Source organism: Streptomyces sp. NPDC107471 (assembly GCF_055582845.1).
The window spans coordinates 34,849-46,100 of sequence record NZ_JBVJPC010000004.1 but is presented as its reverse complement, the minus strand read 5'-3'; the positions used below and the strand labels follow the sequence as shown (position 1 = coordinate 46,100).

The following is an 11,252-nucleotide window of genomic DNA, read 5'->3' as shown; positions in this document are numbered from 1 at the left end:
TGACGGCTGTTCCGGCCCCGCCCGAAAGGCACGACCCATGGGAATACGCACCACGTTCACCGGCGCCACGCTGGCCGTCCTGGCCATCGCCGGACCGCTGACCGGCGTCGCACACGCGCAAGGCGACCTGGACTGCGCGGACTTCGCCTACCAGGAGGACGCCCAGGCGCAGTTCGACCGCGACCGCTCCGACCCCGACCGTCTCGACGAGGACCAGGGCCGCGACGACGGCATCGCCTGTGAGGTGCTGCCGCACAGGGACACCGCCGTGAGCGTCGCCACGCCGCTCACCACCCCCCTGGCCACACCCACCGCACCTGTCGTCACGCCACTGCCCACGCTCGGTGTCCAGGGCGGGTCCGGAGGCAGCGTGGGCCCGGCCGGCTTCGAGCGGGCGATCGGGGCGGTCCTGGCGCTCGGCGGGGTCGGCCTCGCGGGGGCGTACGTCGTGCGGCGGCGCCGCGGCACCCAGGCGCAGGCCCGTCTCAGGGGTCGATGAGCCCGGCCCTTATCGCATACCGGGTCAGCTCCAGGCGGTCCCGCATCCCCAGCTTGTGCAGCAGGTTCGCCCGGTGCCGCTCCACCGTCTTCGCGCTGATGAACAGCAGCTCGCCGATCTCCTTCGTGGTGTGTCCCTCGGCGACGAGCTTGAGGATCTCCTCCTCGCGTTCGGTGACGGCCCGCGCGGGCAGGTCGTCACCGCGGTGCAGCCGGTCCAGGTAGGAGCGGACGAGGGCCCGCTCGGCCCCGGGGTAGACGAAGGGCTCGTCGCGCACGGCGGCCCGGCACGCCTCGACGAGATCCCGGTCGGCGACGGACTTGAGCACGTATCCGCTGGCCCCGGCCTTGAGCGCCTCGAAGAAGTACTGCTCGTTGTCGTACATCGTCAGGATCAGGATCCGCAGGTCCGGCAGCCGCCGGGACAGCTCGCGGGCCGCCTGCAGTCCGGTCATCCGGGGCATCGCGATGTCCAGCACGGCCAGATCGACCTCACGCGCGCGTGCCAGCTCCACCGCCTCGGCGCCGTCCCCCGCCTCGGCCACGACGGTGAGGTCCGGCTCCCCCTCCAGGATCAGCCGGACCCCCCGCCGCACGAGGGTGTGGTCGTCGGCGAGCAGGACACGGGTCGGCCCGGCCATCAGCGCACCTCCGCCGGGACCGGCACGCACAGCCGTACGTCCGTCCCCCGCCCGGGACCGCCGTGCACCGAGAACACGGCCCCGACCAGCAGCGCCCGCTCCCGCATCCCCTGGATCCCGGCCCCTTCCGGCGCCCCGCCCAGTCCCTTGCCGTTGTCGCGCACGAGGAGTTCGACTCCGCCCGCGACCGGCCGGAGACTGACCTCCGCGCGGTCGGCGGCCGAGTGCCGCGCGGTGTTCGTCAGCCCTTCCTGGGCGACCCGGTAGAGCACGAGTTCCGACTCCTCGGTCAGCCGGGGCAGATCACCGCCGACGCGGTGGCGCACGGTCAGTCCGTGCGTGGTGAACTCGGCCGCCAGGGACCGCAGGGCGCTCGACAGCCCGAGCTCCTCCAGCACCCCGGGCCGCAGCCGCCGCGCGATCCGGCGGATCTCGTCGAGCCCGGCCCGGGTCGCCTCCTGCGCCTGCCCCACCTCTTCCCGCAGTTCCGCCGGCGCCCGGTCGGCGACCCGCTTGAGCTGCAACAGCACCGCGGTCAGCGTCTGCCCGACCTCGTCGTGCAGCTCGCGCGCGATGCGGTGCCGCTCCCTCTCCTGCGCGGAGAGGGCGTGGGCCGCGCCGGTCGCCCGCTCGGCCTCCAGCCGGTCGAGCATCGTGTTGTACGTCGTGATCAGCGCGGCCGTCTCGGCAGGACCGGAGACCGGGGCACGCACCCCGGGGCGCAGCAGATCGACGGCGGCCATGGCCTGCCCCAGCCGTTGCAGCGGGGTGAGCCCCACCCGCAGCACTAGGGCGTTGGCGACCAGCAGCAGGGCGAGCCCGCCGAGGACGACCACGACCTCCCCCCGCCGGACGGGCGTGGAGACGGTGACCGGCCCCAGCAGCAGCGCGGTGGCGACGACGAGGCCCGCGGCGTTGAGCGAGAAGATCCGCCAGAACAGCGACACGGCCCGGCCCTCACTCCTCCCGTACGACACCCGAGGCCCCAGCCTCGCCGGTGCCCGCCGCTCGCGTATATCCGTCACGTCACCCATATCGCCACCGTACGGGGACCTGACAGCATGCGAACCCGGCACCCGTGATCACTCGGACCACCGCTCACTCGAACCACAAGGGGAAGAAACGTGTCTGCTCCACGCCTGAGGGCGACGCCGCTGCCGGGCATCGGGGTCCAGTACGACCTCATGACCCGCGAGGACCGCCATCTCTCCGTGGTGGCGCACCGCGACGGTGCCCGCACGGTGAGCGTGTACCGGGCCGACGACCCCGACTCCTGCGCCCAGTCGCTGCGCCTGACGGGTTCCGAGGCGGGCGCCCTCATCGACGCGCTGAAGCCCTCCCACCACAGCGCGAGCCTCCTCTACGCCTCCGACCTGGGCCTGGTGGCCGAGCGCATCGAGGTGGCGGCCGGTTCCCGCTGGAACGGCCGGGTCCTCGGCGACACGAAGATGCGCACCGACACGGGAGCCTCCGTCGTGGCGGCCCTGCGCCGCGCCGAGGCGATCCCCTCCCCCGCGCCCGACTTCCGCCTGGCGGGCGGCGACATCCTGATCGTCGTGGGAACCCGCGAGGGCGTGGACGCGGCAGCGGCGATCCTCGGTCGGGAGTAGAAAGCATGCACTCCGCGGTCCTCCTGATCGAGTTCGGCTCGATCATCCTCGGCCTGGGCCTCCTCGGCCGTTTCGCCGCCCGTTTCCGCCTCTCCCCCATCCCCCTCTACCTCCTGGCCGGCCTGGCGTTCGGCGAGGGCGGCCTGCTCCCCCTGGGAGCGAGCGAGGAGTTCGTCTCCATAGGAGCCGAGATAGGAGTGATCCTGCTCCTCCTGATGCTCGGCCTGGAGTACACGGCCGGCGACCTGGTCACCAACCTCAAGGCCCACTACCCCGCGGGCCTGGTCGACGGCGCCCTGAACGCCGTACCCGGCGCCGCGGCCGCCCTCCTCCTCGGCTGGGGTCCCGTGGCCGCCGTCGTCCTGGCAGGCGTCACCTGGATCTCCTCCTCGGGCGTCATAGCCAAGGTCCTGGGCGACCTGGGCCGGGTCGGCAACCGCGAGACCCCGGTCATCCTGAGCGTCCTGGTCCTGGAGGACCTGGCGATGGCGGTCTACCTGCCCATCGTGACCGCCCTGGTGGCCGGCGCGGGCCTGCTGGCCGGCAGCCTGACCCTGGCGATCGCCCTGGGGGCGGCCGGCCTGGTCCTCTTCATAGCGGTCCGCTACGGCCGCCTGATCTCCCGCTTCGTGTCGAGCGACGACCCGGAGAAGCTCCTCCTGGTCGTCCTGGGCCTGACGATCCTGGTGGCAGGCGTGGCCCAGCAGCTCCAGGTCTCGGCTGCGGTCGGCGCGTTCCTGGTCGGCATAGCCCTCTCCGGCGAGGTGGCCGAGGGCGCCCACACCCTCCTCAGCCCCCTGCGCGACCTCTTCGCCGCGGTCTTCTTCGTCTTCTTCGGCCTCCACACCGACCCGGCGAGCATCCCGCCCGTCCTGCTCCCCGCCCTCGCCCTGGCCCTGCTCACCGCGGCCACGAAGATCGCCACCGGCTACTGGGCGGCCCGCCGAGCCGACATCTCCCCCAAGGGCCGCTGGCGCACGGGCGGCGCGCTCGTGGCCCGCGGCGAGTTCTCCATCGTCATAGCGGGCCTCGCGGTCTCGGCCGGCATAGAACCCTCCCTGGGCCCCCTCGCCACGGCCTACGTCCTCATCCTGGTCATCCTCGGCCCCCTCACCGCCCGCTACACAGAACCCCTGGCCACAAAACTCACCTCCCACCGCAACGCCCCCACCACACCGGACACCCCACCCCGGGTAACAGAGGCGTCGGTGGACGGCACGGCGTAACCCCGCGGGCCGGCGGAGGCTGGTCGCGCAGTTCCCCGCGCCCCCAGGAGGTTGCGGTCACCTGCGCCACGACGGGCCGTCGGCCGCGTACGGCGGTAAAGGGCCGGAGTGGGGCCCCACCGGGCAGCAACGGGCCGCCGCAGGCATTCAGGGGCGCGGGGAACTGCGCAAAACGCTCGCCCCCACCAACCCGCACCCACAAACAAACCACACTGGCCAGCCCCCCACCCCCCCTGGCAGGATCACCGCATGCCCCCGCCGTTCCCCCACCTCAGCCGCCGCCAGGCACTCCAGACCGCGATCGCCACCCTCGTGGCGCTCGGCCTGCTCCTGTGGTGGCTGCTCCCGCTCGGCGAGAGCCCCCCGACCGGCACGATCACCTTCAGCACCGGCACGAGGGCGGGCGTCTACCAGAAGTACGGCCAGCTCCTGCGGGACGAGATCCACAAGGACATGCCGGACGTCAAGGTGAAGCTGGAGACCAGCGCGGGCTCGCAGGAGAACGTCAGACTCGTGGCGACCGGAAAGTCCGACTTCGCCATCGCCGCCGCCGACGCGGTGGAGACCTACCAGCAGAACGGCGACCCCGGCGCCGACCGGCTCCGCGGCGTCGCCCGCCTCTACGACGACTACGTACAGCTCGTCGTCCCCGCCGACTCGGACATCCGCACGGTCGCCGACCTGAAGGGCAAGCGCGTCTCCATCGGCGTCCCCAACTCCGGCGTACGGCTGATAGCGGACCGCGTACTCGACGCCGCCGGCATCGACCCGGACAAGGACATCCAGCCGCGGGCCGAGGGCATCGACACCGGCCCCGAGCTCCTCGGCCACGGCCTGGACGCGTTCTTCTGGTCGGGCGGTCTGCCCACCGACGGTCTGAAGCAGTTGGCCGAACGCTCCGCGTTCCGCTTCGTCCCGATCGAACCCTCCCTCGTGGCGAAGCTGCACGTCGAGGGCGAGCCCACCCGCTACTACCGGGCCACCAACATGCCGGCGTCGGCGTACCCGTCCGTCCAGAACAACAGGACCGTCCCGACGATGGCCGTCTCGAACCTGCTGATCACCCGCAAGGACATGGACCCGGAGCTCACCGAGTGGCTCACCCGGACCGTGATCAAGAGCAGGGACGGCATCGGCCGGGACGTGCACTCCGCCCAGTTGGTGGACGTGCGCACGGCGATCTACACCGACCCGGTTCCCCTGCACGACGGCGCCCGCCGCTACTACCGCTCGGTCAAGCCGTAGGACGGCTGCGCGGCACGGAGACGGTCACGACCAGCCCGTGCGGCTCGTGGTGGCCGTACGAGATCGCCCCGCCCCCCGCGGACAGCAGGGCCCGCGAGATGGACAGCCCGAGACCGGACCCCTTGACGTTCTGGTGCCGCCCGCTGCGCCAGAAGCGGTCGCCGACCCGCGAGAGTTCCTCGTCGGTGAGCCCGGGGCCGCGGTCGGCGACGACGACCGTCGAGGTGTCCCCGTCCGCGGCGACGGTGACCGACACCTTCTCGCCCTCCGGCGTGAACTTGAGCGCGTTGTCGATGACGGCGTCGAGGGCGCTGGAGAGGGTGACGGGGTCGGCCCAGGCGGTGGTGGGCGGGCAACTGCCCACCAGGCGCACCCCCTTGGCGTCGGCGGTCGGCGTCCAGGCGGCGACGCGCTCGGCCGTGAGCTCGCCGATGTCGGTGACGCTCAGGTCCGCCTCGGTGTGCTCGGCGAGGGCGAGGTCGAGGAGGTCGTCGAGGACCTGCGCCAGCCGTTTGCCCTCGGCCTGCACGGAGGCGATCTCGGTGTTCCCCTCGGGCAGTTCGAAGGCGAGCAGCTCGATGCGCAGCAGCAGTGCGGCGAGCGGGTTGCGCAGTTGGTGCGAGGCGTCGGCGACGAAGGCCCGCTGCTGCTCCAGCACGTCCTCGACGTTGTCCGCCATCTCGTTGAACGACTTGGCCAGGCGCCTGAGTTCGGGCGGGCCGCCCGCGACCGCCACGCGTGACTTGAGCCGGCCGGTGGCGATGTCGTGGGTGGTGGCGTCGAGGACCCGGACGGGCCTGAGCACCCAGCCGGTGAGCCGCAGCGCGGCGCCGACGGCCAGCAGCATGGCGGCGAGTTCGCCCGCGAAGATGACGAGCCAGTCCTCAAGGATCCGTGAACGCATGGGCCCGGTGGGCGAGTCGGTGACGACGACCGCGACGACGTCGCCGTCCCGGATGACCGGCGAGGCGACGACCAGCCGGCCCCGCTGCCAGGGCCACACCTGCTTGGGGTCCTGGCTGCGCCGGCTGAGCAGGGCCTCGCCGAACGCGTCACGGACCTCGCCCTCCTTGGGGAGGAACCATCCGCTGGGCGCGGTGGCCATGGGCACATCACCGTCGTAGAAGACGCCGACGCGAATGCCGTAGACCTTGTAGTAGCTGGCGAGTTCGCTCTCCAGGGTCTCCAGGCGCTCGTCGGAGGCGTCGGTGACGAACTGGGCGAGCGCGGCGAAGTGCGCGGTGTCGTCGATCCGGTCGACGATGACCTTCTGCTGCTGCGCGGAGGCCATACCGATGGCGAGCGGCACGCCCAGGGCCATCAGCACGGCGGCCATGAGCATGATGAGCAGGGGAAGAAGACGTGTACGCACGGCCCCGCCTACGCCCCGCCCCGGTGCCGCGAGCGGACCCCACGGCCCTCACGGCACACGCGGGCACCCCCGCCACCGCAGTCACCCGCGCCCACAGCCACCATCCTCACCCGACCGGAATCCCTCACCCCGAGCGTCGCACAGCTCCTGCCCTCGTCCGGCCACCGGAGCCTTCGCCCCGGCTCCGCGCACCCGTGCGAGCCCCGCCGCCTCACGCCCCGGGCGCCACCAACCGGTACCCGACGCCCCGCACCGTCTCGATCAGTGCCGGCATCCGCAACTTCGCCCGCAGGGACGCCACATGGACCTCCAGGGTGCGCCCGGTGCCCTCCCAGCTCGTGCGCCAGACCTCGCTGATGATCTGTTCGCGCCGGAAGACCACACCGGGTCGCTGGGCGAGCAGCGCGAGGAGGTCGAACTCCTTGCGGGTGAGCTGCACGACGGTGCCGTCCACGGTGACCTGCCGGGTCGGCAGTTCGATGCGCACGGCCCCGAGGACCAGCGCCGTGTCCGCGCCGCCGGGCGCGTCCTCGTGGACGGTGCGCCGGCTGACGGCGTGGATGCGGGCGAGGAGCTCCCCCGTGTCGTACGGCTTGACCACGTAGTCGTCGGCGCCGAGGTTCAGCCCGTGGATGCGGGAGCGGACGTCGGAGCGCGCGGTGACCATGATCACCGGCGTGCTGGTGCGCTTGCGGATCTTGCCGCAGACCTCGTAGCCGTCCTGGTCGGGCAGACCGAGGTCGAGCAGCACGACCCCGAAGCCGTCACCCTCGGGGACGAGCGCCTGGAGGGCCTCCTCGCCGCTGCGCGCGTGCGTGACGTCGAACCCGTGCCGGGCGAGCACCGCGGACAGCGCGGCGGCCACGTGGTTGTCGTCCTCGACGAGGAGAAGTCTCACCCCGGCCCCCTTTTGACCATCGGACGTACTATCTGAATATGCAGTGAACAGGGACAAATGTGCGTACGCACGCGCGTGTGCGCACCGTGCAGTCATGCTGATGGATGAGGACGGCGTCAAGAGCGTTCCGGTTGCGCCGCCCTTCCGTTACCCGGCCGATACGCACTCCGGATGCGCACTGGTGGCAAGTGCTACGACACGTGTCCGATTGCTATCGGATCGTGATGCTCAGATTCCCCTCAAGACTAATGACGCTGGTCGCGTGGGGTTACTACTGTCCTCCGAAACCGAGGAGGACGGAGCCAGAGAGCGATGACCGAAGTATCGGTGGCCAAGGAAGATGTGGCCGCGACCGGCGAACTGGTCGTCCTGAAGAGCGTCAACAAGCACTTCGGCGCGTTGCACGTACTCCAGGACATCGACCTGACGATCGCCCGCGGCGAGGTCGTCGTGGTCATCGGACCCTCCGGGTCCGGGAAGTCCACCCTGTGCCGCACCATCAACCGCCTGGAGACGATCGACACGGGTTCGATCGCCATCGACGGCAAGCCGCTGCCCCAGGAGGGCAAGGAACTGGCCCGGCTGCGCGCCGACGTCGGCATGGTCTTCCAGTCCTTCAACCTCTTCGCGCACAAGACCGTGCTCGAGAACGTGATGCTGGGCCAGATCAAGGTCCGCAAGGCCGACAAGAAGAAGGCCGAGGAGAAGGCGCGCTCCCTGCTCGACCGGGTCGGCGTCGCCACCCAGGCGGACAAGTACCCCGCCCAGTTGTCCGGCGGCCAGCAGCAGCGCGTCGCCATCGCCCGGGCCCTGGCGATGGACCCCAAGGTCATGCTCTTCGACGAGCCCACGTCGGCGCTCGACCCTGAGATGATCAACGAGGTGCTGGAGGTCATGCAGCAGCTCGCCCGCGACGGCATGACAATGATCGTCGTCACGCACGAGATGGGTTTCGCACGATCGGCCGCAAACCGCGTGGTGTTCATGGCGGACGGACGGATCGTCGAGGAGGCTGCGCCCGACCAGTTCTTCAGCAACCCGCGCAGCGACCGCGCCAAGGACTTCCTGTCGAAGATCCTGCACCACTGACGTGCCACCCGGATCGACCACCGACGGCTCTCCTCTCTTCATCACCAAAAGGATGTTCACCATGAAGCTCCGCAAGGTCACCGCCGCCTCGGCCGCCGTTCTCGCCCTCGCCCTGTCCGCGACCGCCTGCGGCGGCGACAGCAAGGACGACAGCTCCGGCTCGAGCTCCAGCGGCGGTGGCGGCAAGATCAAGATCGGCATCAAGTACGACCAGCCCGGCCTCGGCCTGAAGGAGCCCGACGGTTCCTTCTCCGGCTTCGACGTGGACGTGGCGACCTACGTGGCCAAGCAGCTCGGCTACGCACCCGACAAGATCGAGTGGGTCGAGACCAAGAGCGCCGACCGTGAGAACGCGCTCGCCCGTGGCGACGTGAAGATCATCGCGGCCACCTACTCGATCACCGACGAGCGCAAGCAGAAGGTCGACTTCGCGGGCCCGTACCTGCTGGCCCACCAGGACCTGCTGGTCAAGAAGGACTCCAAGATCAGCGAGGCCACGGACCTCAACGGCGAGAAGCTGTGCTCCGTGACCGGCTCGACCTCGGCCCAGAACGTCAAGGACGACTTCGCCCCGAAGGCCCAGCTCAAGCAGTACGGCGGCTACTCGGAGTGCATCGCCGGCCTGCAGAGCGGCGCCGTGGACGCGGTGACCACGGACGACTCGATCCTCGCGGGCTTCGCCTCGCAGGACAAGTACAAGGGCCAGTTCAAGCTCGCCGGCCTCAAGCTGAGCAACGAGAACTACGGCATCGGCGTGAAGAAGGGCGACACGGCGACCGTCAACAAGGTCAACGCCGCCCTCGAGAAGATGGTCAGCGACGGCTCCTGGCAGAAGGCCGTCGACGACAACTTCGGCCCGGCCGGCTACAAGAACGAGCCCGCCCCGAAGATCGGCACCATCGTCAAGTAACGCAGGGACCCACCGGCGCGCCGCCGCCCGCCGCGATCAGGGCGGCGGCGCGCCGCGCCCGTCCACGTACGCCCCACACACGCCACACACCCGGAAGCGCGGGAGATCGTGTTCGACTTTCTAGAAGGTTATGACGTCCTCGGGGCGTTCTGGATGACGGTGAAACTCACCGCCCTGTCCGCTGTCGGCTCCCTGATCTGGGGCACCCTGCTGGCCGCGATGCGGGTCAGCCCGGTCCCGTTGATGCGCGGATTCGGCACCGCCTACGTCAACATCGTCCGGAACATCCCCCTGACGGTCATCATCGTCTTCACCTCGCTCGGCCTCGCCGACATCTTCGGTGTGACGATGGGCGCGGCGGACAACTTCGACGTCCAGGGCTTCCGGCTGGCGGTGCTCGGTTTCATCGTCTACACCGCCTCGTTCGTCTGCGAGGCGATCCGCTCCGGCATCAACACGGTGCCGCTCGGCCAGGCCGAGGCGGCACGCGCGATCGGGCTGAACTTCAGCCAGACCCTGCGTCTCATCGTGCTCCCGCAGGCCTTCCGCTCGGTCATCGGCCCGCTGGCCAACGTGTTGATCGCGCTGACCAAGAACACCACGGTGGCGGCCGCGATCGGCGTGGCCGAGGCCGCTCTCCTGATGAAGGAAATGATCGAGAACGAGGCCCAGACGCTCGCCATCGGCGCGGTCTTCGCGCTCGGCTTCGTGGTACTGACCCTGCCGACCGGCCTCATCCTCGGCTGGCTCGCCAAGCGACTGGCGGTGAAGCGATGAGTTCGGTCCTCTACGACACTCCGGGACCCCGCGCGAAACGGCGCAACGTCCTCCTGTCCGTCGTCTTCACCCTGCTGCTGCTCCTCCTGCTGTGGTGGGTGTGGCAGAAGATGGACGACAAGAACCAGCTCGAGTGGAACCTCTGGGAGCCCTTCACCACCGGGGCGGCCTGGACGACCTACCTGCTGCCCGGTCTCGGCAACACCCTCAAGGCCGCGGCGATCTCCATGGTCATCGCCCTGCCGCTGGGCGCGGTCTTCGGCATCGCCCGCATGTCCGACCACGCCTGGGTCCGCGGTGTCGCCGGCACGGTGGTCGAGTTCTTCCGGGCGATCCCGGTTCTGCTGCTGATGCTGTTCGCCAACGAGTTCTACGTCCGCTCCACGGACATCTCCAGCGAGCAGCGCCCCCTGTACGCCGTCGTCACCGGCCTCGTGCTCTACAACGCCTCGGTGCTCGCCGAGGTCGTCCGGGCCGGCATCCTCTCGCTGCCCAAGGGGCAGACGGAGGCGGCCTACGCGGTCGGTCTGCGCAAGGGCCAGACGATGACCAGCATCCTGCTGCCGCAGGCGGTCACCGCGATGCTGCCGGCCATCGTCAGCCAGCTCGTCGTCATCGTGAAGGACACCGCGCTGGGCGGCGTGATGCTCGGCTTCACCGAGCTGCTCAACGCGCGTCAGACGCTGGCCGCGAACTACGCCAACGTCATCCCCAGCTTCATCGTCGTGGCGATCGTCTACATCATCGTGAACTTCATCCTCACCAGCTTCGCGAGCTGGCTGGAGCAGCGGCTGCGGCGCAGCAAGAAGAGCACGGGCGCGGTACTGGGCGAGGACACGGAGATCAACCCGGCGGCGGTGGGCGGCACCTACGGAACCGGCGAGAACACCGGCGGCGGATTCTGATAGTCAGTCAAGTGGTATGAACCGCAGGTGCGGACAACACGGAGGCAGTGGCATGATCGCCACTGCCTCCGTCACTTGACG

The 11,252-nt window shown here is 70.2% G+C and carries 12 protein-coding genes; 8 read left to right on the top strand and 4 right to left on the bottom strand.

What is annotated here, in order from left to right; genetic code table 11:
- The first annotated feature begins 37 nt into the window (after nucleotides 1–37).
- Complete coding sequence (locus ACZ66S_RS14110) at nucleotides 38–499, top strand: hypothetical protein (RefSeq protein ID WP_469901783.1); 462 nt, start codon at nucleotides 38–40, stop codon at nucleotides 497–499.
- Here the strand turns inward: ACZ66S_RS14110 and ACZ66S_RS14105 are convergent.
- Both ACZ66S_RS14105 and ACZ66S_RS14100 read right to left on the bottom strand, forming a co-directional pair.
- Nucleotides 486–1,139 (bottom strand): response regulator, encoded by a 654-nt coding sequence (locus tag ACZ66S_RS14105; RefSeq protein ID WP_469901782.1) that lies wholly within the window; start codon nucleotides 1,137–1,139, stop codon nucleotides 486–488. The two genes, ACZ66S_RS14110 and ACZ66S_RS14105, sit on opposite strands and share 14 nt — an antisense overlap.
- Nucleotides 1,139–2,086, bottom strand: a complete 948-nt coding sequence (locus ACZ66S_RS14100) for a HAMP domain-containing sensor histidine kinase (RefSeq protein WP_469901781.1) — start codon at nucleotides 2,084–2,086, stop codon at nucleotides 1,139–1,141. Before ACZ66S_RS14100 ends, ACZ66S_RS14105 begins: the two co-directional genes overlap by 1 nt.
- Nucleotides 2,087–2,263: 177 nt before the next feature.
- On the opposite strand from ACZ66S_RS14100, the gene ACZ66S_RS14095 reads away from it, so the two are divergent.
- The 3 genes from ACZ66S_RS14095 (at nucleotide 2,264) to ACZ66S_RS14085 (ending at nucleotide 5,220) form a co-directional block, all read left to right on the top strand.
- Nucleotides 2,264–2,749 (top strand): cation:proton antiporter regulatory subunit, encoded by a 486-nt coding sequence (locus ACZ66S_RS14095; protein ID WP_381134643.1) that lies wholly within the window; start codon nucleotides 2,264–2,266, stop codon nucleotides 2,747–2,749.
- A 5-nt stretch (nucleotides 2,750–2,754) separates the two neighbouring features.
- A complete protein-coding gene (locus tag ACZ66S_RS14090) occupies nucleotides 2,755–3,975 on the top strand; it encodes a cation:proton antiporter (protein WP_469901780.1) in 1,221 nt (406 codons plus the stop codon).
- Nucleotides 3,976–4,224: 249 nt separating this feature from the next.
- Complete coding sequence (locus ACZ66S_RS14085; RefSeq protein ID WP_469901779.1) at nucleotides 4,225–5,220, top strand: TAXI family TRAP transporter solute-binding subunit; 996 nt, start codon at nucleotides 4,225–4,227, stop codon at nucleotides 5,218–5,220.
- On the opposite strand, the gene ACZ66S_RS14080 is transcribed toward ACZ66S_RS14085, so the two are convergent.
- Together ACZ66S_RS14080 and ACZ66S_RS14075 are read right to left on the bottom strand one after the other, a co-directional pair.
- Complete coding sequence (locus tag ACZ66S_RS14080; protein WP_469901778.1) at nucleotides 5,210–6,592, bottom strand: sensor histidine kinase; 1,383 nt, start codon at nucleotides 6,590–6,592, stop codon at nucleotides 5,210–5,212. The two genes, ACZ66S_RS14085 and ACZ66S_RS14080, sit on opposite strands and share 11 nt — an antisense overlap.
- Nucleotides 6,593–6,803: 211 nt before the next feature.
- Nucleotides 6,804–7,490 carry a response regulator transcription factor gene (locus tag ACZ66S_RS14075; RefSeq protein WP_365456330.1) on the bottom strand — a complete coding sequence of 229 codons (687 nt, stop codon included), beginning with the start codon at nucleotides 7,488–7,490 and terminating at the stop codon, nucleotides 6,804–6,806.
- 312 nt (nucleotides 7,491–7,802) lie between these two features.
- On the opposite strand from ACZ66S_RS14075, the gene ACZ66S_RS14070 reads away from it, so the two are divergent.
- The 4 genes from ACZ66S_RS14070 (at nucleotide 7,803) to ACZ66S_RS14055 (ending at nucleotide 11,171) form a co-directional block, all read left to right on the top strand.
- Nucleotides 7,803–8,579 (top strand): amino acid ABC transporter ATP-binding protein, encoded by a 777-nt coding sequence (locus ACZ66S_RS14070; RefSeq protein WP_053848840.1) that lies wholly within the window; start codon nucleotides 7,803–7,805, stop codon nucleotides 8,577–8,579.
- Nucleotides 8,580–8,640: 61 nt separating this feature from the next.
- The gene (locus ACZ66S_RS14065) at nucleotides 8,641–9,489 is read left to right on the top strand and encodes a glutamate ABC transporter substrate-binding protein (protein ID WP_469901777.1); all 849 of its coding nucleotides are present in this window, start codon (nucleotides 8,641–8,643) and stop codon (nucleotides 9,487–9,489) included.
- A 108-nt stretch (nucleotides 9,490–9,597) separates the two neighbouring features.
- The gene (locus tag ACZ66S_RS14060) at nucleotides 9,598–10,266 is read left to right on the top strand and encodes an amino acid ABC transporter permease (protein ID WP_469901776.1); all 669 of its coding nucleotides are present in this window, start codon (nucleotides 9,598–9,600) and stop codon (nucleotides 10,264–10,266) included.
- Nucleotides 10,263–11,171: an amino acid ABC transporter permease gene (locus tag ACZ66S_RS14055; RefSeq protein ID WP_469901775.1), complete on the top strand. Its 909-nt coding sequence runs from the start codon at nucleotides 10,263–10,265 to the stop codon at nucleotides 11,169–11,171. Before ACZ66S_RS14060 ends, ACZ66S_RS14055 begins: the two co-directional genes overlap by 4 nt.
- Nucleotides 11,172–11,252 lie beyond the last annotated feature (81 nt).